Source organism: Pantoea sp. (genome assembly GCF_028283705.1).
In the GTDB taxonomy this organism is placed as follows: domain Bacteria; phylum Pseudomonadota; class Gammaproteobacteria; order Enterobacterales; family Enterobacteriaceae; genus Pantoea.
In genome coordinates, this window is sequence record NZ_JAPWKD010000014.1 from 163,199 (window position 1) to 184,992 (window position 21,794).

Annotated in this window: 23 protein-coding genes and 3 pseudogenes; 13 read left to right on the forward strand and 13 right to left on the reverse strand. The window is 52.5% G+C overall.

Annotated features, from left to right (window positions below; translation table 11 throughout):
• Positions 1–32: 32 nt before the first annotated feature.
• The 3 genes from alaE to PW844_RS12400 form a co-directional block, all read right to left on the reverse strand.
• The gene (gene alaE / locus PW844_RS12390; protein ID WP_299451942.1) at positions 33–470 is read right to left on the reverse strand and encodes an L-alanine exporter AlaE; all 438 of its coding nucleotides are present in this window, start codon (positions 468–470) and stop codon (positions 33–35) included.
• Between the two features lie 310 nt (positions 471–780).
• Positions 781–1,272 (reverse strand): GNAT family N-acetyltransferase, encoded by a 492-nt coding sequence (locus PW844_RS12395; RefSeq protein WP_299451944.1) that lies wholly within the window; start codon positions 1,270–1,272, stop codon positions 781–783.
• Positions 1,273–1,493: 221 nt separating this feature from the next.
• Positions 1,494–1,931 carry a GNAT family N-acetyltransferase gene (locus PW844_RS12400; protein WP_299451945.1) on the reverse strand — a complete coding sequence of 146 codons (438 nt, stop codon included), beginning with the start codon at positions 1,929–1,931 and terminating at the stop codon, positions 1,494–1,496.
• A 315-nt stretch (positions 1,932–2,246) separates the two neighbouring features.
• Here PW844_RS12400 and PW844_RS12405 point away from each other — a divergent pair, with 315 nt between their 5' ends.
• Positions 2,247–3,149: a pyridoxal-phosphate dependent enzyme gene (locus tag PW844_RS12405; protein WP_299451947.1), complete on the forward strand. Its 903-nt coding sequence runs from the start codon at positions 2,247–2,249 to the stop codon at positions 3,147–3,149.
• Positions 3,150–3,434: 285 nt separating this feature from the next.
• Here the strand turns inward: PW844_RS12405 and PW844_RS12410 are convergent, their stop codons facing one another.
• The gene (locus PW844_RS12410; protein ID WP_299451948.1) at positions 3,435–4,112 is read right to left on the reverse strand and encodes an alpha/beta hydrolase; all 678 of its coding nucleotides are present in this window, start codon (positions 4,110–4,112) and stop codon (positions 3,435–3,437) included.
• Positions 4,113–4,309: 197 nt separating this feature from the next.
• Here PW844_RS12410 and PW844_RS12415 point away from each other — a divergent pair, with 197 nt between their 5' ends.
• A complete protein-coding gene (locus tag PW844_RS12415; protein ID WP_299451950.1) occupies positions 4,310–5,278 on the forward strand; it encodes a GlxA family transcriptional regulator in 969 nt (322 codons plus the stop codon).
• Positions 5,279–5,525: 247 nt separating this feature from the next.
• Here PW844_RS12415 and PW844_RS12420 read toward each other — a convergent pair whose 3' ends face one another.
• On the reverse strand, positions 5,526–6,407 hold the full coding sequence (locus PW844_RS12420) for a LysR family transcriptional regulator (RefSeq protein ID WP_299451952.1): 882 nt from the start codon (positions 6,405–6,407) through the stop codon (positions 5,526–5,528).
• A gap of 132 nt (positions 6,408–6,539) precedes the next feature.
• On the opposite strand from PW844_RS12420, the pseudogene PW844_RS12425 reads away from it, so the two are divergent.
• The 3 genes and pseudogenes from PW844_RS12425 to PW844_RS12435 all read left to right on the forward strand — a co-directional run.
• Positions 6,540–7,284: pseudogene (locus PW844_RS12425) on the forward strand (SDR family NAD(P)-dependent oxidoreductase).
• 24 nt (positions 7,285–7,308) lie between these two features.
• Entirely contained in the window at positions 7,309–8,055 is a 747-nt protein-coding gene (locus PW844_RS12430) for an SDR family oxidoreductase (RefSeq protein WP_299451954.1), read from the forward strand.
• A 58-nt stretch (positions 8,056–8,113) separates the two neighbouring features.
• Positions 8,114–8,533, forward strand: a pseudogene (locus PW844_RS12435) (IS481 family transposase); the annotation flags it as partial.
• A gap of 280 nt (positions 8,534–8,813) precedes the next feature.
• On the opposite strand, the gene PW844_RS12440 reads toward PW844_RS12435, so the two are convergent.
• The 5 genes from PW844_RS12440 to PW844_RS12460 all read right to left on the reverse strand — a co-directional run bounded on the left by PW844_RS12440 (position 8,814) and on the right by PW844_RS12460 (position 11,687).
• Positions 8,814–9,728: a nucleotidyl transferase AbiEii/AbiGii toxin family protein gene (locus tag PW844_RS12440; RefSeq protein WP_299451955.1), complete on the reverse strand. Its 915-nt coding sequence runs from the start codon at positions 9,726–9,728 to the stop codon at positions 8,814–8,816.
• A 6-nt stretch (positions 9,729–9,734) separates the two neighbouring features.
• A complete protein-coding gene (locus PW844_RS12445; RefSeq protein WP_299451956.1) occupies positions 9,735–10,511 on the reverse strand; it encodes a type IV toxin-antitoxin system AbiEi family antitoxin domain-containing protein in 777 nt (258 codons plus the stop codon).
• 452 nt (positions 10,512–10,963) lie between these two features.
• The gene (locus tag PW844_RS12450; RefSeq protein WP_299451958.1) at positions 10,964–11,182 is read right to left on the reverse strand and encodes a hypothetical protein; all 219 of its coding nucleotides are present in this window, start codon (positions 11,180–11,182) and stop codon (positions 10,964–10,966) included.
• Between the two features lie 3 nt (positions 11,183–11,185).
• Positions 11,186–11,581 carry a LysR substrate-binding domain-containing protein gene (locus tag PW844_RS12455; RefSeq protein ID WP_299451959.1) on the reverse strand — a complete coding sequence of 132 codons (396 nt, stop codon included), beginning with the start codon at positions 11,579–11,581 and terminating at the stop codon, positions 11,186–11,188.
• Positions 11,562–11,687, reverse strand: coding sequence for a LysR family transcriptional regulator (locus tag PW844_RS12460; RefSeq protein WP_299451960.1), 126 nt, complete (start codon positions 11,685–11,687; stop codon positions 11,562–11,564). Before PW844_RS12460 ends, PW844_RS12455 begins: the two co-directional genes overlap by 20 nt.
• Before the next feature lie 161 nt (positions 11,688–11,848).
• On the opposite strand from PW844_RS12460, the gene PW844_RS12465 reads away from it, so the two are divergent.
• From PW844_RS12465 to PW844_RS12495, 7 genes and pseudogenes are all read left to right on the forward strand, one after another.
• Positions 11,849–12,403 (forward strand): VOC family protein, encoded by a 555-nt coding sequence (locus PW844_RS12465; RefSeq protein WP_299451961.1) that lies wholly within the window; start codon positions 11,849–11,851, stop codon positions 12,401–12,403.
• Positions 12,404–12,414: 11 nt separating this feature from the next.
• Positions 12,415–12,870, forward strand: a complete 456-nt coding sequence (locus tag PW844_RS12470) for a nuclear transport factor 2 family protein (RefSeq protein ID WP_299451962.1) — start codon at positions 12,415–12,417, stop codon at positions 12,868–12,870.
• Between the two features lie 176 nt (positions 12,871–13,046).
• Positions 13,047–13,796, forward strand: coding sequence for an SDR family oxidoreductase (locus PW844_RS12475; protein WP_299451963.1), 750 nt, complete (start codon positions 13,047–13,049; stop codon positions 13,794–13,796).
• Positions 13,797–13,985: 189 nt separating this feature from the next.
• Positions 13,986–14,813 carry an alpha/beta hydrolase gene (locus tag PW844_RS12480; RefSeq protein ID WP_299451964.1) on the forward strand — a complete coding sequence of 276 codons (828 nt, stop codon included), beginning with the start codon at positions 13,986–13,988 and terminating at the stop codon, positions 14,811–14,813.
• A 114-nt stretch (positions 14,814–14,927) separates the two neighbouring features.
• The gene (locus PW844_RS12485; RefSeq protein WP_299451965.1) at positions 14,928–15,338 is read left to right on the forward strand and encodes a DUF305 domain-containing protein; all 411 of its coding nucleotides are present in this window, start codon (positions 14,928–14,930) and stop codon (positions 15,336–15,338) included.
• Positions 15,339–15,403: 65 nt separating this feature from the next.
• Complete coding sequence (locus PW844_RS12490; RefSeq protein ID WP_299451966.1) at positions 15,404–16,858, forward strand: YncE family protein; 1,455 nt, start codon at positions 15,404–15,406, stop codon at positions 16,856–16,858.
• Between the two features lie 246 nt (positions 16,859–17,104).
• Positions 17,105–17,330: pseudogene (locus tag PW844_RS12495) on the forward strand (DUF1471 domain-containing protein).
• 150 nt (positions 17,331–17,480) lie between these two features.
• Here the strand turns inward: PW844_RS12495 and PW844_RS12500 are convergent.
• Complete coding sequence (locus PW844_RS12500; RefSeq protein ID WP_299451967.1) at positions 17,481–18,890, reverse strand: amidase; 1,410 nt, start codon at positions 18,888–18,890, stop codon at positions 17,481–17,483.
• Positions 18,891–19,018: 128 nt separating this feature from the next.
• Here PW844_RS12500 and PW844_RS12505 point away from each other — a divergent pair, with 128 nt between their 5' ends.
• Positions 19,019–19,591 (forward strand): TetR/AcrR family transcriptional regulator, encoded by a 573-nt coding sequence (locus tag PW844_RS12505; protein WP_299451968.1) that lies wholly within the window; start codon positions 19,019–19,021, stop codon positions 19,589–19,591.
• Positions 19,592–20,319: 728 nt separating this feature from the next.
• Here the strand turns inward: PW844_RS12505 and PW844_RS12510 are convergent.
• Positions 20,320–20,943, reverse strand: coding sequence for a TetR family transcriptional regulator C-terminal domain-containing protein (locus tag PW844_RS12510; protein ID WP_299451969.1), 624 nt, complete (start codon positions 20,941–20,943; stop codon positions 20,320–20,322).
• A gap of 177 nt (positions 20,944–21,120) precedes the next feature.
• Positions 21,121–21,783, reverse strand: a complete 663-nt coding sequence (locus PW844_RS12515) for an NAD(P)-dependent oxidoreductase (RefSeq protein WP_299451970.1) — start codon at positions 21,781–21,783, stop codon at positions 21,121–21,123.
• Positions 21,784–21,794 lie beyond the last annotated feature (11 nt).

Genomic DNA, 21,794 nt, shown 5'->3' on the forward strand with positions numbered 1-21,794 from the left:
TGTGCGCTTGTGGCACAGGGCAGTAATTACCCTTAATCTCCCAACGACATTGGCCGCTCCCCTCCAGGCGGCAAACCAAACAACCTTCGCACCCAATTGAGAAAAGCCCCATAAGGCCGTCCCAGAAGCAGCATCATTAATGCGGCACCGAGTGTACCGCGAACTAATCCACTGCCAGATGCACCGCTAAAAGCAATGATGACCATATAGATAGGTACCTGAAAACTCATCAGCGCAACACTGTCCCACAGCAGCTTCGAAACCCGGCTCGATCCCGCACATTGCATCACCCAATCGCGCCATAAGCCATAAGGACGAGCTACCGGCACCATCAGAACTGCACCTATTAAACGTGCATGCAGCACCTGTTCCCACGCCATCCCAGCGATCCATCTTTCATTAATAATGCCCGTTGTAGTGAAAAATAAAATCAGCGCAGTGGTATCCGCAAAGAATGCAGTACGGTGCATGCTCGGATCCTGAAGTTTAGGCAAAATACATTTCCTGTTTTGGCATGATGAGGCAGGTTTTATCTACAGCCAGCACACATTCAGAAGTTGACTGGTGCATTTTTTCCGCAGTAAAGATAGTGAAAAATCGAACTCCTTTCCTGCCTATTGATTTGAAATACACCAAGGATTCTTATTGGCACTCCGGTGTCACTGGCAAGAGGGCTGCTAAGAGCGAGCAGCAGACCTTTCACTCATGACGGCTGAGTTTTTTCATTATATTTAACATAGCATTCTGGTTGGGCAATGAGATCCCACAGCCCAAGGGGATTTAAGGTTGTACATTCTGCATAGCAAATGTCGCTAAACTCTGATGATCCAATCGGAAGTACTGTTTTTCTTCTATCAGGGACGCACCGAGGGATAAGTAAAATTCGGCTGCTTTGGGGTTGGTGGTCTCAGCCGTCCAGTCAAATCTTGTGCAGCCATGTTCTATTGCAAAAGCCGCTATAAATCGCATAAGTGATCTACCGACTCCCTGGCCTCTCACTGCTGCTGATGTGAAAAGATCTTTCATATACGCTTGCCCGGAGCACTTTGGCGCAGGGAACATCAGAGTGAACGTAGCAAATCCGACGAGTGTCCCGTTTTTCCATGCTCCCAGTACGGTCACGCCCGAATAGACAGAGAAAACTCGGTGGGTCAGGTAAGAGAACATTTCGTCATAGCTGGCAGCGTCATTACCGAAGTAATACGATTCCATTTCGACAAAAACCCTCGCCAGTTCCGGAATATCCGACGCATCACAGATCTCAATTTTCATACGTTTTCCTTAATTTTTTTATTCGGCTATCATCTCTTCCGTGGCCTGAGCTTCAGGCTGCCAGCGCCTTATTTTAGCGTCTTTAAACCACATGCGATTTGTGTACTGGCAGGGCGAACGGCAGAAAGTGCTTTCATCAGGGGTTCCCGGTTTAATTCAATGATTTTTAGCCAGTTTTAGCGATAAATCATATATTCGGAAAGACAATCGTTATACCGACGTTATAAAGACTTCTTCATAAAGATACGGCTTGTCCCTTCCGGTTTGCAGTCAATACGCCCGAACTCTTCCCAGCCGTGCTTCTTGTAAAAATCAGGAGCCTGAAAGCTTATCGTATACAAAAAAGCAGCAGTGCAGCCTCTTTTACGCCCTTCATCCTCGAAGCGGCTGAGGACCTCTGTACCAATCCCCATTCCCCGCAACTCGGGTGGCAGATAGAAAAGATCTATAAAAAGTAGCCCCAATGAAGAACGCCCTTGCATTCCTCCGAATACTTCACCAGTTTTGCTTGATGTTATTAATACAGATAGTGGCTTACGATCACTCATCCCTGTCATTGAATCATTGAAATGATTGAGTCCTTCTTCAATAGGAAATAATTGTTCCGAATCCGGATTTTCACAGACTTCAAAACTTATCTCTTGAACTGCGCTGCTCATTCCCCTTATCCTTTTTATTGGCATCAGATGACTGTCTAAATATACAGGTGTGGGTCAAAATTGCCAACTTTAAGCCTTCTTGTTTTTCTCTGCTGCTTTTGCCTGTGTGTCATGAACTTCTGCTCCTGACACATAGAGGATCTACACGCAGACAGATGTCCGCAATGAGGGAAAACGGATGCTCATTTATTTTGTCAGGATAGAACTGTAACCGGCACTTTCATTAGCATTTGTATCCACCACTTTACGCTTTTACCCCTTAAGATAACTCGGTCTTCCAGCCTGTCAGACAGAGAAATCATAAGGATCAAACTAATGGAAATAGCTCTCCGGACTCCCCTCATACATTCACTGCCATTAAGTCAGCATTGTGGATGTAATGTCTGGCTTAAAATGGAATCTTCTCAGCCGACAGGATCGTTCAAGCTCAGGAGCGCAGAAAAAATTTGTTGCTACTATGCAGAAAGAGGCGCAACAGCATTCATCAGTTCATCCGGCGGCAATGCGGGAATAGCGGTGGCACATAGCGGCCGCAAACTGGGGTTGCCGGTCACTGTCGTTGTGCCGGAAAGCACATCTGCCAGAGCAAAACAGCTTATTGAGCAGGAAGGTGCCAGTCTTATTGTGCATGGGAAAGTATGGAGTGAGGCGAACGATTACGCCCAGTCACTGGCGACGGATGAAGTCATCTATCTGCATCCATTTGATCATCCACTTTTGTGGGAAGGCATCAGTACAATCGTGGATGAAGTCATCAGCTGCGGGTTAAAACCGGATGCGGTTATTCTTTCTGTTGGTGGCGGAAGCATGTTGTCCGGCATAGCTCAGGGGCTGGAGAAACATCAGATTGGCTATATTCCCGTTTACGCCGTCGAAACCCACGGTACAGCCTCTCTCAACGCTTCGCTTAATGCGGGTAAGCTGGTGCGCCTTGATAAGGTCAGCGGTATAGCCACGACGCTAGCCGCAAGCCAGGTATGCGAAAATGCTTTTAATGTGGCCAGCCGACTGGACGTCAGAAGTATGCTGGTTTCTGATCAGGAAGCGCTGAATGCCTGCCGGCGCTTTCTCGATGACCATCGAGTGCTCACTGAACCGGCATGCGGCGTGTCACTTTCACTTTTGTACGACCACAAAATCAGGTTTACCCATGCTGATAATGTATTGGTAATTGTTTGCGGCGGGGCGTCGGTCACGCTGGAAGGAATCGCGGGCTGACAAAATAAGAAATTGATCATGCCGAAGTTTATGAGCAAAAGAACTGGCGAACTGCCCGGTTAATTAACCTTTGAAGTGATTCAGGGTGTGCGCTTACTGGGTACGAATATTGAGCGAGAATCATGCGATGATCGCCGCTTTTCTTTCGAGCCAGTAGGTGCTCCACGGTGACCATGCGGCTTTTACGACCAGCCCCAACCACGCTCCTCGACCGCGACGGAACGAAAAGCGGGTGTAGGGGCCCTAAGACATGCTGCCGTTGTGCGCGTTACGGCCGCCTCGATGTTAGCCTGCGGCCAGAATGATAAAATCAGCAACGACGAGCGGATGCGACAACATCGGAACATGGCTGGAAGCGACACGTTTGATCGTGGCATTCATGCGCGCGGCCATGCGTTCCTGCTCCACGGGCAAGATTGCCAGATCGTTTTCACCAATCAGATAGAAACTAGGGCGACTACGCCATGCGGCCTGTGTCAAGGCGCTGCCGAGTGCAGCGCCATTGATAGGACCCTGCGTTGCATGCAGTATTGTCTGTTCGATGGGATCGAGATCCTGTGCAAACAGGGTGGCGATACCTTCGGGAGTGAGCGACAGAAAGCCCTCTGCGTCTTGTCTGATCTCGTTGTTGAGCGGAGCTGCTTCAAACTGGGCGAAAAGCGATCCTGCCGACTCTCCCGCGTCCGGTGCAAATGCGTCGATGTAAACAAGCCGTTTTACCTTGGGGTTGTTGCCCGCTTGTCCGATCACTGCACCGGCATAGCTATGCCCTACAAGAACGACATCTCCCTGCGCCATCGCGATTGCACGGCTAACCGCCGCGACATCGGCATCGAAACTGGTCAGCGGGAGTTGGACGGCGGCGACAGCCATGCCTTTGTCGCTCAGCAGCGGAATGATTTTGGCCCAGCTGGAGCCATCTGCCCAGGCGCCGTGAACAAGGATGATGTTAGTGGTACTCATGATACTTCTCCTAATCTGTAGGCCGGTATTCGAAGAAGACCTTGTAGCCGACCCACTCATCTTCGCGGCAACTGTACCTGGCAGCAATCGCCTTGCTACGCTGAAAGCTGCCAAGTGCCTGTGATAAACTGCCAAAGTCCGTTTTAGTGGGTGAGTGACCGGGAATGCGGATCATTTTTGACAAAAGTAAGAGGGCCATGATGGCAAAGAGAGACATTGCACTTGTCATTTTCGAAGGCGTTCAGGCGCTAGATGTTGCAGGTCCTCTGGATGTGTTCACAACGGCTAATGACTTTTTGCCCGAAGAGGACCATTACCACTGTATCCTGGTCGCGGCCAGCACACAGCCCTTGCGCAGTTCCAACGGAATGTTGATGGTCGCTGACCTCACCTTCGAGCAGGCCGAGCGATCTTTTGACACAGTTCTGGTGGCCGGTGGTCCGCACCTTCCCACTACTCTACCCGACACGGCCATGTCAGCGTGGCTAAGGACGTGGGGTGTTGCGGCCCAGCGATATGGCTCGATTTGCACCGGCGCTTTTGTTCTCGGTCATGCCGGGCTCCTCGATGAACAAACTGTCACGACCCATTGGCTGTGTTCCGAGCAGCTTGCAAGTCAGTTCCCCTCAGCGCGGGTCGAGCAAGATCGGATACATGCGCGCGACGGTCGCCTGGTGACATCCGCTGGCGTGACAGCCGGCATTGACCTTAGCCTCGCTTTGGTTGGAGAAGATCATGGACCGGCCATATCGCTTGCATGTGCCAAGATACTCGTCGTTGTGGCGCAACGGCAGGGTGGCCAATCCCAGTTCAGCCCGTTGCTCATTGCAGACCGCCCCCCTGAAACACCACTGGGAAAGGTACAAGCCTATGTTATGGAGCATGTGGGCGAAGCCTTTCCGGTTGAGCGGCTGGCAGATATTGGCGGCGTCAGCGCGCGCAGCATTGCGCGTCTCTTCGTCACTGAATTAGGCATCACACCGCATGAATTCGTGGAAGGAGTACGCCTGGACCAGGCCCGCAACTTGCTTGAATCTACAGAACTGCCCCTTAAGACAATCGCTTTCGACTGTGGTTTTTCCGGTCCCGATCAGATGCGTAATGCTTTTCAGCGGCGGATCAACGTCACGCCTCTGCAATATCGAGGAAGTTTCAGACGCGTGTAAACGACCACTGCCGGGTCATCTTTCACACAGCATGGGCTTATAAAAGGCGGGGACGACGTTTGCGATGGGGCGGTCGTCGCCTGTGATACCAGGTTTAGCCTGTGCTTTGATGGTGGTTTCTGACTCGTCATCCGGCAAGAATTCTTGCTAATTAAGGTGCCTGCTGCCGGCCGTATTTCGTGTACCGGCACGGGTGGCGTCATCATCCGATTTAAAGACGCGGTACAGGGGACAGAACGTGAATTGTTTAGGCAGTACTTAACTCGGTCAATCGTGATAGAAACAGCTTCAGTACCGGGGAAGTATTGGTCTTGCTGTAGCCGATCGACAGATCGATCATCGGCACATCACCGCCCAGCGGACGGCTGGTGACCGACCACGGCATCAGGTTCTGCACATAAGCTGGAATAAGGGTCAGACCGCGCGTGGACGCCACCAGCGACATCACCATGGCAGGGTTGTCAACCTCTTGACTGGGCAATACCTGCACGCCTTCAAGGTCCAGGTAGCGGTCGATTACTGCACGCAACTCGCGCGCTTTTGAGGCCATGCCGATGAACGGCTGGTCCACCAGATCCTGTGCCCGCACGAACGGGCGGGCGGCCAATGCATGGTCACTCGGCATCAGTACCACCAGGGGCTCCTGTGCCACGGTCTGATAGGTCAGGTCGTAATCCGGTTCGGCTCGCATAAAGGCGAGGTCCAGCTTGCCACGCGCGACCGCATCCGCGAGATCGGTCGAATAGTCGCTGGAAACCGTGACGTCTATATTTGGCAGCTCCTCGCGCAGCACCTGCATGGCCTTGGGCAGCCAGTTCATCTCCTGTCCCGTCAAGAATCCCAGCGCAAATCGCTGTTTGGCCGGTAGCACCGCGCGCCGTGCCGCTTCCACTGCCGCATCTACCTGGTGCAGAGCCAGCCTCGCATGGTCGATGAAGGCTTGCCCGGCTGGCGTCAATTCTACCCCGCGAGCACTGCGGTTAAGCAGCGGCGTGCCGACTTGATCTTCGAGATCGCGGATCTGCCGGCTCAGTGAAGGCTGCGAGGTGAACAGCCGATGTTCGGCCGCCTCGGTCAGGCTACCAGTCTCTGCAACTGCGATGAAATACCGTAGATGTCGTAACTCCATATCCCTCCCACGCCCCTGGTCATGCTTTTCAGGCATGCCAACCAGCTTATTAAGTCTTTTTGTATTCTGCCATAAATCTCTAGATTGCCTTCTGCAGCGAACGTTTTTTGTCCGAATCAACAGGAGAGCATCATGTCTGAACATCCCGTCATTCTTATCACCGGCGCACTGACTGGTATCGGCCGTGCCACCGCTGTGGCATTTGCCGACACAGGCGCCCGTCTGGTCGTCTCGGGCCGTCGTGTTGCTGAAGGCCATGCCTTCTGAGCTGAGAAAACTGGGGGCCGACGCTGTCTTCGTCCAGGCCGACGTACGCAAGGAGCAAGAGGTGGCGGCCCTGGTCGACCACGCCGTGTCTCGTTTCGGTCGCCTGGATGTGGCCGTCAACAACGCTGGCACAGAAGGCGAACCGGGTCTGATCGTCGACCAAACTGCCGACACCTACGCCGCTACGTTCCAAACCAATGTGCTCGGCACGCTGCTAAGCATGAAACACGAACTGCGCGTGATGACCACCCAGAAGCAGGGCTGCATCATCAATATCTCATCCACTTACGGGCATGAAGGCGCGGCGTACGCCTCAGTCTACGCCGCCAGCAAGCATGCGGTGGAAGGCTTGACCAAGTCTGCTGCGTTGGAGGTGGCCGCCAGCGGCGTGCGTGTCAACGCCGTGGCACCGGGGCCAACCAACACCGCCATGTTGGACCGCTTCACCGGTACGCCGGATAACAAGGCAAAGCTTGCCGGCAGCGTGCCATTGGGCCGTATCGGCAAACCGGCCGACATCGCCGCCGCCGTGATGTTCCTGGCCAGCCAGGCCAATGACTTCATTACCGGTCACATCCTGACTGTCGACGGTGGTAAGACCGCCGGCTGAGCTCAACATCCTGGAGACGATATCATGAGTAAACTTGAAGGGAAGACGGCGCTGGTAACCGGAGCTTCACGCGGTATCGGCCGCGCCACCGCCCTGGGGCTGGCGGCGGTTGGTGCCCAGGTACTGGTCCATTACAGCCAAGGCGAACGGGAAGCAACTGCGCTGGTAAATGAGATCTGCCAGGCTGGCGGCAAAGCTCAGAAGATCGCGACAGACCTGCGCGATCCACACGGGCCACACGCACTGGCCGAACAGGTGCGCGGCATCGTCGGCTGCCGCCTCGACATCCTGGTCGCCAACGCCGGCATCGCCCGTGCGGTTAGTATCGAAGACACTACGCTGGAAGATTTCGACGATCTGTTCGCGGTGAATGTGCGGGCACCATTCTTCCTGATCCAGCAACTGCTGCCGATGATGTACAAGGGCAGCAATGTCGTGTTGTTGTCCTCGCTGGCGTCACAAGCGGTGGTCGGTACGCTGCCAGCTTACGCAGCCACCAAGGGTGCGGTTGACACGCTGGTACGTCACCTGGCTGTTGCTCTGGGCGGACGCGGGATTCGCATCAACGCCGTCGCGCCGGGCGTAGTACCAACCGAGATGTCTGGTTTCGCCGGTACTGACGACGGCCGCGCCTACACGCTGGGTATGCAAGCCTTGCAGCGTATGGCCGAACCAAAAGACATCGCCGACGCCATCGTGTTCCTGGCATCCGACCAGGCACGCTGGGTCACTGGTGATACCTTACATGTCGATGGCGGCTCCAAACTTTAACCTCGTTAGAAGAGAAAAATCATGTCTATCGAAAATCTGAAATCGTACTGATCTTGCTACCGAGCAGGCTGTTGTGGAATTCGCCATCGCTTTTCCGGCCCATGGCCAGCACCGGACAAGCAATGAGCTGCGTAAACAGGGCGTTTTTATCTCCGGTAGCGGCGTTCGGTCGGTCTGGCTTCGCCACAACCTGGAAAACTTCAAAAAACGGCTGAAAGCGCTGCAGGAAAAGGTGGCACGTGAGGGCATTGAACTGACGGATGCGCAGATAGTGGCACTGGAGCGGAAAGCCAGTAATGATGAAGCCTGTGGGGAAATCGACACCGCTCATCCGGGTTATCTGGGGTCACAGGACACATTTTATGTCGGCAATCTGAAAGGTGTCGGACGTATTTATCAGCAGACCTTCGTTGATACTTACTCAAAGGTCGCTCACTGCAAACTGTATGTCACCAAAACGCCGATTACCGCCGCGGACCCGCAGATGACTCAGTTCACTGATGCGCAACAGCGTTGCATAAGCAGTATGCAGGAATGCCAGCTCACGGAGCTGCATCTGCAATGGCGAACCGGACCAGCGTGCATGTCGGCGCGACTGATATAAGTCCTAAAACGGCCAGCCAGTCGTGGTGTTGATACCGTCGTGGTAACTGTCACGATAACGCGGCTGCAGAAAGCTTTTTCCAGCTACTGAAACGTGAGCGGGTAATGTATAACGCCACATGGCCCGTCATATCTTTATCCACATTCCTATGCGGTCAGATCCCCAAGACTGTGCGAAGTTTCGTCAGCGCCGTCTGGTGTTTATCTGCTGACATTTTTTCGAGGTTTTGCTGTTTCCATCGCACAGCGGGAAGCCTGTCGATACCCTCAAGCCCCAGCAAAGTCCAGTCCGGTTGCCGCATTTTAAAGCTCAGCAGGAACTGGCGCTCAGAGTCAGTTAACGAGGTGTTAAGCTTTTCTATCAGTACCTTACGGGATGTTTCCAGTGCGGCCAGCGGAACATCAACTTCCGCCATATGACGAAACTCCCCTTCATAAATGGCGCTGATGTCTTTCAACTGTGGCTGCAACAGTTCCGCAATCGGGCGTGGGTGGCTGATGATGTACACCAGCAGTGCCTTACGCAACTCTTCTGTGAGTCCTTCATTATCAAGAAGGAATTTTACATCAAAGAGATCCCTGGGATGCTGGCGATCCAGTGCTGCACAGATTTTACCAGCATAAAGGTCCGGAAACGCCACTACAGGCATCTCAGCATAACCGAACTCCTCTTCCACCACTTCGCTGACCGGCATAATGGCGCTGTCATAAACTGTCCCACGTAACACAGGCGAAAGCTCAATTTTTATCATAACGCCATCACGATCGACCGTCAGACGTAGCGCATCCTTTTTATCTTCATAGGACCTGGCGACTTTACTGCCGGGCAGGACTTTCACGGTATCCGTTGCAATCTCATCTAACGCCGTTTTGATCGCAAGCAATGACTCTGCTCGCGCCATAACCGGCAAAAAGACTAAATCAATATCAACCGATAAACGGGGCAGGTCTCGAACAAACAGGTTAATCGCCGTTCCGCCTTTTAAGGCAAAACAGTCGTGTCTGGCAATCACCGGTACCAGTTGCAAAAGAAACTGAACCTGCCGGTAGTAAATATTGGTTCTGTCCATGAATAATCACATCTCCTTTGGTACGGTAATATTCCATGTTTTATCCAGACGACCATCCCGGGCAAGTTCGCGTTTACCGGACCCAAAATCATAGTCCTGTGGCGTCAGATGCTTCAGCCATGCATGCTGGTACCGCTGGGCTAACCACATAAACAGCCTCTTTGATTTGATGCTGGTACTCGCGCGCATAACAACATCGAGTTTGCGCGGTGAGAGCGTTGAAAGTCCCTGCATAAGTTGATCAACGTGCTCAAAGCTAACTGCTTTTGGCACATCAGCCAGTACCTCGATAATGGCTTTTTCCGGTGATGAATAGCGCACGGGGGGCAGGGATTCACGCCAGTGATCCTCGCGGAAAAGTTTTTTATCTGTCATGAGGGTCTCTGGCCACAGCTGACGAGTCCCATGCCACTGGAAACGCCCGATTTCGCAGTCGAGTTTATCCAGCCACGCGGGCAAATGGGCGGCTGAATAAAGATGAACTGACGTCAGCGTTCCCCGCTCCTGATAATGGGCCAGGCCCTCAATATTGAGGGCCGTCAGCCCACCGACAAGGACGGGGAACTCCGCCATGCGCTGTAGCGAGGCGACTATACCTTTCCAGTTGAGTTTAGCCTCCTCTCTGGCATACAAGCCGGGATGAAGAACCCTCAGCATACGTCCTTTCACCGCATTATCGATAAAATGCAGACTCAGCCCCTGCTGCTGCAACCATGATTTTGTGGCTATCAGATCAGCAGGCAGCAACGCTTTCAGTTTTTGCCTGCTTTCATTATTCAGCATCAAATGCACCGGTTTATCAGATAATGGATTTACGGCAATTATTGCCGTGAATTTCATAACAGTCAAACCAGGTATATTTCCTGGTTTGTTATTGTTCTAAATCACGGCGATAATTGCCGTGGATTTAATAAACGAAAAACCATCGGCCAACTGACATGATGCTGATTGTTGCGGAAAACGATATAAATATTGTAGTCAGATGAGGTTATCGTAATCGTATCATGAGCATGACGGTGTTATTTGCAATTCCATATAATCAGCTAAATGGGCAATCACGTAGCCGTCGCACAGCCGGCCGGCCTTTCAAATCTGGCCGACGGTCTTGCAGGAAGCGCAAAACGAGTTCACGTCAACGAGGGCGAACATGATTAGTGGTGAGGTGGGCGTGACAAAATAGAGTCCGCCTTGTGTCATCGTCCACTCTTCCAGCAGATGGACCAGACGGCCATCCCTCAGATATTCCGCGCCATAAATTCTGGCAGTTCGGCAATCCCCAGGCCTGCCAGCAGGGGCGATAGCTGTGCGTCAGAGTTGGTGACCCGTAACCGTCTACTCGGAACGATATCTTCCTGATCACCGGAGTCATGCGTAAAGCGCCATACCTGCCTTCGGGCACGATAGGCATAGCTGAAGTACTGCCGGGCAGTGAGTTCGCGTGGATGTTGCGGCACACTCTATTCAGCGAGATACGCCGGTGAGGCCACCAGAAACTGCGTCACTGCACACAGCTTGCGCGCTACCAGCGAGGAGTCAGGTAATGCGGTAATACGTAACGCGGCGTCAAAGCCTTCGGCTATCAGATCAACCGACGCGTCTGACAGATGCAGGTCCACACTTAGTTCCGGGAACTGGCGGATAAGTTCTGGCATCAGGGGGGCGCCCCAGCGTAAGTCAAACGACATGGGTACCGCTAAGCGCACCTGATCGCGCGGCAGCACCGAGAGTTCGTGGGCTTCACTTTCTACTTCTTCAGCCTGGCGATACATCTCTGATGCCTTTGCCGCCATGCTCTGACCGAACTCCGTTAACGCCAGCTGACGCGATGTCCGGTTAAACAGCCGGGCCGCCAAGCCGCTCCTCCAGGCGCGCCACCGCGCGTGACACGGTGGGAACGGAGACGCCCATCACTCTGGCTGCAGCTGCAAAAGATCCTTCCTCTGCCACTTTCGCAAACATGGCGAGTCCTTCGGAATCGGGGAATCTGTTCATTTCAAATCTGCAATGATGATTTTCAAATCATTCTATTTTGAAAGTTATCCTGCGTCGATATGCTTCTCTCATTGTGACAACAACGGCTGTCGCCAAAAGGTTGACTCATTCATCACAGGAATATAGCCATGAGAACTCAACGTATCGCTTTAACACTCTTCGCCTCATCACTGCTACTGGGCGCTGCCAGTGTTTCCACACCGGCTTTCAGCGCCGAACCGACGCCGCTAGTCACCGTCGCAGGCGTGGATCACGCCGGTATCAACGTGCCGGATCTGGCTAAGGCCATCGCGTTTTTCCAGACCACGTTCGGGGCCAGAGTGGAGTCCGACATAACGCCTGGCGCTATCCCGGATGCGTGGAAAACCGCGTTTAACTGGCATCAGTCCAGTGACCTCAAGCGTTTTGTCATGATGCGCCTGCCTGATGGCACTGGCGTCGAACTGTTCCAGTACAGCGGCGCGCAAATCGGCCATGAACGTCCTCATCAGGATGATGACGCGGCGACGCATATCGCGCTGAAAACGCATGATGTGTCCGCCAGCTTTAAGGCCGTTCAAAAAGCCGGGCTGAAAACCCTGAACGAGCCGGTGACCAACGCTGATGGCACACAGTGGTTCTACTTACTGACGCCCTGGGGCTCGCAGATTGAGCTGGTGGGCAAAGTGAAAACAGCGCACTAAAAGGCACAGAAGTGAAAAAGAGACTCACCCAAACCCTGCTGGTGGCTGCACTGCTAACCAGTACCCATAACGTATTTGCGGAGAATTTAACCATGAACGTAACCACTACCGAGGTGGCACCAGCAGGTCTGCAACAGCTCATCGACCGCCACTTTGCTATCTGGAACAACAGCGATGCTGTTGCACGGGAGAAAGCCTTTACTGCGGTGTACTCCACAGATTTTTTTGTAGCCGATTATGCCGGACTGAACCAGGGCGCAGACCGGGTGAATGCCGCCATCAGTAAAGTCCAGTCACAGCATCAGGGCTTTAGCTTCACACCTGCTCCTGTTGAGTGGAATCACGATATTGCCCGTGTGACCTGGGGCTATGGTCCAAAAGACAATCCGTATCTGGTTCGGGGGGAAGATGTCTTTACGGTCAACGCGGGCCGATTGTCGAGCGCCCGTGTTTTTCTCAATAAATAATGAAGTTAATCAGCCAGTTTTTGATTATCCACCCGTGTGGAAACTGTTTTCCTGATCCGTGCATTTTTTCGTACTGATCAATGACGTTACAGTGCTAACCGAACTCAGCAGTATGGCTTTCACTGTAACCCGATGACTTATAGAACCAATTTATACTTTGATTAAGGAGTCTTACCATGAGTAAAAAACTGACAGGTAAAATCGCGTTAGTAACCGGCGGCAGCTCAGGTATTGGCCTGGCCTCAGCACAGGAGCTGGCGGAGCAGGGCGCGAAAGTCTACATCACCGGCCGCCGTCAGGAAGAACTTGACGCTGCAGTGGCTTTAATCGGGCCATCTGCCACAGGGATCCGGGCAGATGCCTCAGTTCTGGGTGATCTCGATACGGTGTTTTCCACCATCGCCAGCGAAGCAGGGAAACTTGACGTGCTATTTGCGAATGCGGGTGGGGGTGACATGATGCCGCTGGGTGCGATCACTGAAGAGCATTTTGACCGTATTTTTCGTACTAACGTGCGTGGCGTCCTATTCACCGTACAGAAGGCGCTTCCCCTGCTGACCAATGGTGGCTCCGTCATTCTTACCGGTTCGACCGCTGCCGCGAAAGGCACCGCTAGCTTCAGCGTTTACAGCGCAAGCAAGGCCGCCGTGCGTAACTTTGCTCGCTCCTGGGCGCTTGACCTTAAAGAGCGTGGCATCCGCGTCAACGTGGTCAGCCCGGGCCCGATCCGTACCCCCGGTCTGGGCGGTCTTGTACCCGAAGAACACCGGCAGGGTTTGTTTGACGCGCTGGCAGCAGGCGTGCCGCTGGGTCGCCTGGGTGAACCTGAAGAGATTGGGAAAACCGTGGCATTTCTGGCTTCAGATGATGCGAGCTTTATTAACGCTGCGGAAATATATGTAGACGGAGGCCTGGCTCAGATTTAATTCACTATCAGACAGATCTTCTTAATTCTTTATAACAACCACGACATTAATTTTAGTTTTGTCGGCGGATAGCCTTGCGCCATGCACATCAGAACGATGAATAAATGTCAGTCATGACTAAAGGCATTTATTCACTCAGGCATAGCGTTGGGCGGGAATAACCTGCACATTATTAACGGAGAAATAAAAATGAGCTTTATTACCACACCTGACTCGACCCGGATTTTTTTTAAAGACTGGGGTGATAAGAATGCCCAACCGGTTATTTTTTCGCACGGATGGCCGCTGAGTTCTGATGCCTGGGATGGGCAGATGCTGTTTCTCTTACAACAGGGTTATCGTGTCATTGCACACGACCGACGCGGGCATGGCCGCTCCGAACAGCCGGCCTTCGGTAATGACATGGATACTTACGCCGACGACCTTGCCGCGCTGCTGAATGAGCTGGATATTAACAACGCGGTGCTGGTTGGTCATTCGACAGGGGGCGGTGAAGTCGCTCACTATATCGGTCGCCATGGCGTAGCCCGGGTAGCAAAAGTGGTGTTGGTTGGCGCTGTGCCACCCATCATGGTGTCATCGGTAGAGTGGCCTGAAGGCACGGATATCACGGTGTTTGATGGCATTCGTAAAGGTGTCTTTGATAACCGTTCGGACTTTTATCTCAACCTCGCTATCCCTTTCTACGGTATGAACCGCGGGGGAGTCGAGATCAACGAAGGCCTGCGCCTGAGCTTCTGGAATCAGGGCATGGCTGGCTCGATTGTGGGGCAGTACGCCTGTATCAGAGAGTTCTCGGAAGTGGATTACACCGAAGACCTGAGAAAAATCACCGTGCCGGCGCTGGTCATTCATGGTGATGACGATCAGATCGTCCCCATCGCACACTCTGGCCTTTTGTCTGCTGACATTATTCCCAGTGCAGAGCTGAAAATTTATCCCGGCGCTTCTCACGGTCTGGCGGCAACGCATCAGGATCAACTTAATCAGGATTTGCTGGAATTTATTCAGTCGTAGTTCATCCGTGCCCGCCACCTCATTTAATCATGAGGTGGCGACGTTAATTAATTTTGTTTTTTCCTCACGCCGTATTTTCCTTCTCTTTTTTTTGGAATAAAGGCAGGCACGCGTATGAAACTATATCAATTTGTCCCTTTCGTCCTGGTGCTGTTTTATATGGCGGATGTAGAAGCACATGATCACCCTCCCAAGGCTACCCAGCCGGGCACTTCTGAATCCGCATTTATCATGGACAATCAGACGGCAATGGACCGGATGATGACAGCCATGGAGGTTAAGCCTTCCGGCAACATCGATGATGATTTCGTCGCGATGATGACCCCTCACCATCAGGGCGCGATAGATATGGCCATCGCCGAACTCCGCTACGGCTCTAACCCGCAGCTTCGCCGTATCGCGCAGGAAATTATTGTCACCCAGCAGCAGGAAATCACCGCCATGTATCAGGCGCTGAATAAACCACTGCCGCCCGCGCAGGCAGCACCGGACCAGATAGCCCCTGCAAATGGCGTATCGCCATGATGATCCGGTGATGCCTTTTCATCAGTTTTTTCTCTTTTACAGACCCCACTGAACAGGAAGATTCAATGAAAATGTTAGTACGGACAGTGCTGGCTGTTGCTGTTTCGCTCTCTGCTTTGCCCGTGATGGCAGGCCAGGCTCCCTTCAGCGCTTCAGCCGCCGGGATCCCACTCAGTCATCACGACCGCGTATACGCCGCAGAACAGTTTTCGAATACGGTTTCCGTCACCGATCCGGCCAGCAATAAGCTGCTCGGCGTCATCCGGCTGGGTGATCCTCAGCCGGCAAACCTGAGTCCTCTCTATAAAGGCCAGGTGCTGGTCCACGGCATGGGTTTTTCACCCGACCGTAAAACGCTGGTTGTGGTCTCGATTGGTTCAAACTCGGTGAGCTTTATCGATACCGCAACTAACGCAGTCAGGCATATCACTTACGTGGGGCGCTCTCCGCACGAGGCGTTTTTCACCCCTGACGGAAAAGAAGTATGGGTGACGGTACGCGGAGAGGACTACGTTTCCGTGCTGGATGCCAGCAGCGGTGAAGAAAAGACGCGTATTAAGGTGCCGGGCGGTCCGGGCATGCAGATCTTTTCACCCGACGGGCAATACGGCTACGTCTGCTCTTCGTTTAATCCAGAGACCGTGGTGGTTGACGTCAGGACACACAAAATTGTCGGCTCGGTGAAACAGGCCAGCCCGTTCTGCCCGAACATCGCGGCGACGCCAGACGGAAAACAGGTGTGGTTCACCCTGAAGGACACGGGGAAAGTGCAGGTCTTTAACGCAAGGCCACCATTCAACATTATAAAAACGCTGGATACCGGCCCCATCACCAATCACGTCAACATTGTCGAAAACGCGAAGGGCAGTTTTGCATGGGTCACGGTCGGTGGTCTGAACAGAGTCAACGTCTATCGCACTGATGACTTCTCACAGGTTGCCTCCATCCCGGTCGGCAATCTCCCGCACGGCCTGTGGCCATCCGGTGACGGGAAGCGTATTTATGTCGGGCTGGAAAATGCCGATGCGCTTGCCGCTATTGATACAACAACCTACAAGGTCATGGCAACGATCCCGATTGGGCAGGCACCCCAGGCGGTTGCCTATATTCCCGGTGCAGTCCCGGAAGGTAACGGAATGCAGGGTCTGCAGCCTCTGGGGATTGCCGGGCAGGCTGTGCATCTCCAGCTGAGAACAGTGGATGCCGCCAGAAACGCGCAGCCGACAACCACGGTTTCTCTGTTTGAACAGGGAATAACCCAGGTCCTTCAGGCATCGGCGACCGGTTTAAAACCCAAACAATCTTACCTGCTGGCACTGTCATCGCAGGCTGACGGCAGCGGTGAACTGGAACCGTTGACGCGTTTTATGACGAACCCTGCTGGCGCAGCCATTGTGAACGCGGTTGGCCCGATACGGCAGATTGTGGATGCCCGTCATGCAGATGAACGTCGCTACCTTGTGATTGCCCAAAGCGACGGCAATCAGTCGGGGAACGTCGTACAGGTTCAGGTGCGCTGATACCGATCTGGTGCAGTCTATCCTGTCACTACGCGACTGCACTGCTGAAAATCTGGCTCACCCTCCACCCGCCTGAATGGCGGGTTTTTGTCTGGATGTACACACAAAAAATGCACCTGGCTTTTATTCATATTTTTTGAATTTTTTCGATAAATATCTCTGCTATTAAAACCCGGTCGCCTGGCGCTCGATTATTCCATCGAGGCAGATAGACTCACAAACATAAAATACACAGAGGAACAGACCATGAAAACCATCAAAATTTTCGTTGCAGTTATCGCACTTTCCGTTGTTTCATTCGGTAGCTTTGCTAAGAACGCTAACAGCGTCGGCATCGACCCTGGACGCGGCTGAAGCACAGATTGCGGTTCAGGCACATCAGGCCGGTGCTTCATACAAAATCACCGGAGCCCGCTTCAATAACGGTGCCTATATTTCTGCTGAACGTGGAGTGATCTTTTTTGACCGATGATACGGTCTTTGTTCCACGGTGACGTGTTTATACTCAAATCTCCTGCAATGTGGGAGATTTGAGTATGGTTGTCCCTTATGAGCCATGAGTTCAACGGGTCGATGCAACGCTATCCTTAATGCCCCGCGGTATTCGCGGCGCTTAGTCTTTTTACAGCGACGGATGAGAATCTTTCACGGGGCTGACAGCTTCCAGCAGAGAAGCAATGTGGAGAATGACGTACTCATCGTGCCATTTGCCTATAATCTGCACATTGATGGGCAATCCTTCACGACTCTTACCAAACGGCAGCGCTACGCCAGGCAGGCCGGTAACGTTCAGCGGCACCGTGGCACCCTGCAAATAAGTAGCATCAACGTCCTGACCGTCTATAACAAACCTTTCCACGCCGTGTTTATGCGCCGGAATGGGGAGAACATGTGTAATAAGCGCATCGTAACGTGAAAAGTACTCAGCAAACCCGTCACGTAACCTTTCGACGGCCTGCTCTGCATCAATAAAATCAGACATTGATGTATCAGGCAGTGACAGCATGGTTTTTGCCATCCTGTAAAGTTCATCAGCGCTGTGACCGGCCGTTGCCGCCGCAAATACTGGCTTCATCTCCATGACGTGAATCCGGTTGAACACGTCCAATGCGAAGTCCTGCTCCAGCGCTGGAATACCGACATGCTCCACCTCAACGCCAGGTCCCTTAAGCGCGTCTGCGGCAGCCTTCACCACTGCAGCGACTTCCGGGTCAACCGGACCAAAGCCAGGGCCGGTCATCCAGCCAATTCGCAACGGACGTGATGCCACAAGCGGCAGCCCGTTAGAATGTACTGGCGCGGTACTGGAGAAAGCGTCATGACCATCTGGCCCGGAAAGTTGAGAGAATGCCAGTGCAATATCGCGAACTGAGCGGGCCATTGGGCCAGCATGCCAGAAGCGGCGTGGCGCTCGCGGCCAAATGCCTGTCATGGGCACACTGCCGTGCGTGGCTTTCATGGAGGTAATGCCGGTCTGTGCAGCAGGCCCCCGTACAGAAATGGCCAGGTCCGTTCCCAGTCCCAGCGGGGACATACCTGCAGCAATCGCTGCAGATTCACCGCCGCTGGAGCCGCCGGGCGTTCGGGCCAGGTCCCAGGGATTATTCGAGCGTCCAGACAGAAGATTGTCGCTTTCAATCCAGTATGAAAATTCCGGCAGGTTCGTTTTAGCGAGCAGGATACCACCCGCTTTTTTTAGACGCGCCACGCTGGTTGCGTCTTCATCAGGTAGACGCCCTTTGAAAATAGGTGAACCACGCTGAGTCAGAACACCTGCGGTATCAATGGAATCTTTCGCGGTGAAGGGAACACCATGAAGGGGGCCGAGCTTCTCACCCTTCATCACGGCTGCTTCTGCTGCGGCTGCATTTTTCAGGGCGTCCTGTGAAAGCGTTACTACAGCGTTGACATCCGGGTTCGTGGCTGCAATGCGATCAAGATGTGCTTGTATCACTTCAACAGGAGAAACTTCGCGATTACGGATCATGCGGGCCAGGTGGGTTGCGTCTGAATAATAAATGTCTTTGCTCATGAGAAATCCTCGACCCTTAAAATCTAACTAACGATTGGTAGGTGAAATTTAGTCCTGCAAAATGACGCTGTCAATACCTACCTAACAAATGTTAGAATTCTTACTCAGGCTTCCGGAGTAATGAAATAATGAGCAAAACATCCCGCGACGAAATTCTGAACGCAGCACGGCTGGCGGCGCAGGCGCATGGCTATACGGGTTTGAATATCCGTCCTCTGGCAGATGAGGTAGGGATTAAGGCGGCCAGCATTTACTATTATTTCCCCAGCAAGGCCGAATTGGGGGCAGCAGTGGCTCAGCGATACTGGGAAGACACGGCGCATGACCTGGAAGTGATAAGGGAAACTGAGGGCGATGCACTCAAAAGTCTGGGCCGTTATCCGCAAATATTTCGTCGCTCGCTGGAAAGCGGAAACCGGCTCTGTATGGGAAGCTTTATGTCGGCTGAATACGATGACTTGCCAGAACCGGTCAAACTTGAGGTGCAAAAGTTCGCTGACGTCAACATCGACTGGCTGGCAGGGCAGCTTCTGCAAGCGGGGATTACAACATCAGAAGGCAGCAGAATCCGAGCCAGTGCCATTTTTTCTGCCATTGCCGGCGCACAACTGATGGCCAGAAGCCGGAACAACATTAAGCTTTTTGATGATCTCATTGACGGATACAGGCTTGCGGGTCTGCTACCCGCAGCCTGCAACTGAATTTTAAGGAAAACTAATGGGCTGGTGAAATAAGTAGTTTCCGCTCCTGGCACGAAGCGGACAAACTAACTGAGCTAAAGGTCCGCTGTGAGCGAATAACGGACATATAATTTTTAGAAAATGCGCGATTTGACGTTATGCAATAAAGTAAAGTTGAATAATTCCGGTCTGCCCGGCGCGTCTCCGGATATTATTTCCGAATGTGCCTTTTCGTCTAGGTGAAAAAGCACGATTTCGAGCGGCGGCATGGGGGCGGTGGCAGGCTGATGAACGCTATATGTTGTGTTCAGGTCAGTTGCTGTATACACGACATATTGATTATCCACAGATTCTGGGGGTAAGTGCGGGATAACTGGACAGAATTACGGTTGTGTCCAAGTGGGGCGGGAATGCCGTAACAGGGGCTGTCTGCCTGCAGTTACGCGACCGCACTGGTGCAAGATTGTGCAGAAGTTATTCAGATGGCGGTGCAGTTGCATTAATCAGCAGCAGACAGAATTTCCGCTCTGCCAGCAGAGGAGGCTATAAACGTCTCCTGAGTGACAAAAACATCAATATGCATCAGGCAACGGAGCGCTGGTAAGTGCATTAAGGAGTAATGCACATGCACAACGTACAAGGTGAGGATTAGAAGGCCCGCTTTTGAAAAGGTTTCACTCGATAAACAGAACATCAGGCAAATGCACATTATGTTCATTGGATTTTATTGGCCGCCGACACCCAATCATTCAGACGAGGACAGCCACAAATATAATGTCCATGAAATCACGCAGAGGCTCTTCATTGCTATCTGCCCGCATTCTCACCAGCGCCCCCTCCCAGCTGTTCAGAACAAAACGAGCTAATAGCGCTGCCGGTATTGTCGATTTTATCTCACCTTTTAGTTGAGCTTCAGAGATGCATTTTTCAATTTGCTCAGTCCAGGTGTTGAAATGATATGAAATTCTCTGGCGTATTTGTTCGCTGTGATCGGCGATTTCCAGCGAGAAATTGCCAAGCAGACATCCCTGAGAGTATTGAGTTGCGATGAAACTTTCTGCCCGGTTTTGAAAATAGTTTTGTAATCGCTCAAGGGGTGTACGTTCAGGATTTTCAAGCTGACTTTTCAGCTGTGGCAGTGCCTGTTCAAAATAGGTATCAATGATTTGTTCTGCGAACGCTTCTTTGCTTTCAAAGTAATTGTAAAACGATCCTTTAGGCACGCCAGCCACGTCAACTATGTCTTTTATACCTGTGGCGGAATATCCCATTTGATGAAGCATGTTCATGCCTGCTTTGATGAGGTTTTCCTTCGTACCCGGTTTTGGTTTTGGTCCGCGGCGAGCGGACACTACGGTGGTAGGGATTGACATGGTATGGCTCTTGATAATATCAGCTCAGAAATTCAGTAGTCGGCCAGCATAGCGTCTGACATATGGGAGACACAAGGCTGGTTAACCTCCTATGAAGCGCAGTTTCTGATTTGCTGCCCGTGAGGGCAGCATCACAAGGGTAACGGGTTCAGGAACAGTACGTTTCAGAAAAGCAGTTTAATACGCGATAGTAAAACGCTGACGTTCGTGTGCGGGTTGTTCAAGCTCATCGACCAGAGCAATCGCATAGTCTTCAAAAGATACGGTGTTCTTACCGTTGCTGTCGAAGAGGACGTCGTCACCACCCAGGCGGAACTTACCGGTGCGCTCACCTGGTGCAATCATCATTGGCGGACTGAAGTAAGTCCAGTTGATTTCAGATGCGCGCAGCGCACTGAATGCTTTAACATGTGATTTGGCGATCGCAACATAGGGTTCAGGCCAGTAGCCGGAATCAAGTACAGAGACGCCGGGTGAAAACCACAGAGAACCGGCGCCACCAACGACGAGCAGACGAGGTACGCCAGCTTTCTTCACTGCTGAGATTGCGCGTTCAGTAACCCCTACCAGTTGATCGGTATAGCTCTGGTCTGATGTGTAACGGGGATCACTGCTTGAAGGGCCAAACGCACTCACAACCGCATCTGTTCCTGAGATGATCTTCGCCAGACGTTCTGTGTCAGTCAGGTCGTCCTGCACGCATGAGATGTTATCGGGCAAATCTTTAGGTAATTTGTCGAGATTACGGGCCACCGCAATGACTTCGTGTCCTCGGCGGATCAGTTCAGCCAGAGTCGTGCTACCGGCGTTTCCGGTAGCTGCCAGAAGTGCGATTTTCATGATTCAATTTC

What these genes read in the sequence shown, in the direction of transcription:
- alaE (WP_299451942.1), bottom strand. Translation starts at nt 470, where the DNA reads ATGCACCGTACTGCATTCTTTGCGGATACCACTGCGCTGATTTTATTT.
- PW844_RS12395 (WP_299451944.1), bottom strand. Translation starts at nt 1,272, where the DNA reads ATGAAAATTGAGATCTGTGATGCGTCGGATATTCCGGAACTGGCGAGG.
- PW844_RS12400 (WP_299451945.1), bottom strand. Translation starts at nt 1,931, where the DNA reads ATGAGCAGCGCAGTTCAAGAGATAAGTTTTGAAGTCTGTGAAAATCCG.
- PW844_RS12405 (WP_299451947.1), top strand. Translation starts at nt 2,247, where the DNA reads ATGGAAATAGCTCTCCGGACTCCCCTCATACATTCACTGCCATTAAGT.
- PW844_RS12410 (WP_299451948.1), bottom strand. Translation starts at nt 4,112, where the DNA reads ATGAGTACCACTAACATCATCCTTGTTCACGGCGCCTGGGCAGATGGC.
- PW844_RS12415 (WP_299451950.1), top strand. Translation starts at nt 4,310, where the DNA reads ATGATGGCAAAGAGAGACATTGCACTTGTCATTTTCGAAGGCGTTCAG.
- PW844_RS12420 (WP_299451952.1), bottom strand. Translation starts at nt 6,407, where the DNA reads ATGGAGTTACGACATCTACGGTATTTCATCGCAGTTGCAGAGACTGGT.
- PW844_RS12430 (WP_299451954.1), top strand. Translation starts at nt 7,309, where the DNA reads ATGAGTAAACTTGAAGGGAAGACGGCGCTGGTAACCGGAGCTTCACGC.
- PW844_RS12440 (WP_299451955.1), bottom strand. Translation starts at nt 9,728, where the DNA reads ATGGACAGAACCAATATTTACTACCGGCAGGTTCAGTTTCTTTTGCAA.
- PW844_RS12445 (WP_299451956.1), bottom strand. Translation starts at nt 10,511, where the DNA reads ATGCTGAATAATGAAAGCAGGCAAAAACTGAAAGCGTTGCTGCCTGCT.
- PW844_RS12460 (WP_299451960.1), bottom strand. Translation starts at nt 11,687, where the DNA reads ATGTTTGCGAAAGTGGCAGAGGAAGGATCTTTTGCAGCTGCAGCCAGA.
- PW844_RS12465 (WP_299451961.1), top strand. Translation starts at nt 11,849, where the DNA reads ATGAGAACTCAACGTATCGCTTTAACACTCTTCGCCTCATCACTGCTA.
- PW844_RS12475 (WP_299451963.1), top strand. Translation starts at nt 13,047, where the DNA reads ATGAGTAAAAAACTGACAGGTAAAATCGCGTTAGTAACCGGCGGCAGC.
- PW844_RS12480 (WP_299451964.1), top strand. Translation starts at nt 13,986, where the DNA reads ATGAGCTTTATTACCACACCTGACTCGACCCGGATTTTTTTTAAAGAC.
- PW844_RS12485 (WP_299451965.1), top strand. Translation starts at nt 14,928, where the DNA reads ATGAAACTATATCAATTTGTCCCTTTCGTCCTGGTGCTGTTTTATATG.
- PW844_RS12490 (WP_299451966.1), top strand. Translation starts at nt 15,404, where the DNA reads ATGAAAATGTTAGTACGGACAGTGCTGGCTGTTGCTGTTTCGCTCTCT.
- PW844_RS12500 (WP_299451967.1), bottom strand. Translation starts at nt 18,890, where the DNA reads ATGAGCAAAGACATTTATTATTCAGACGCAACCCACCTGGCCCGCATG.
- PW844_RS12505 (WP_299451968.1), top strand. Translation starts at nt 19,019, where the DNA reads ATGAGCAAAACATCCCGCGACGAAATTCTGAACGCAGCACGGCTGGCG.
- PW844_RS12510 (WP_299451969.1), bottom strand. Translation starts at nt 20,943, where the DNA reads ATGTCAATCCCTACCACCGTAGTGTCCGCTCGCCGCGGACCAAAACCA.
- PW844_RS12515 (WP_299451970.1), bottom strand. Translation starts at nt 21,783, where the DNA reads ATGAAAATCGCACTTCTGGCAGCTACCGGAAACGCCGGTAGCACGACT.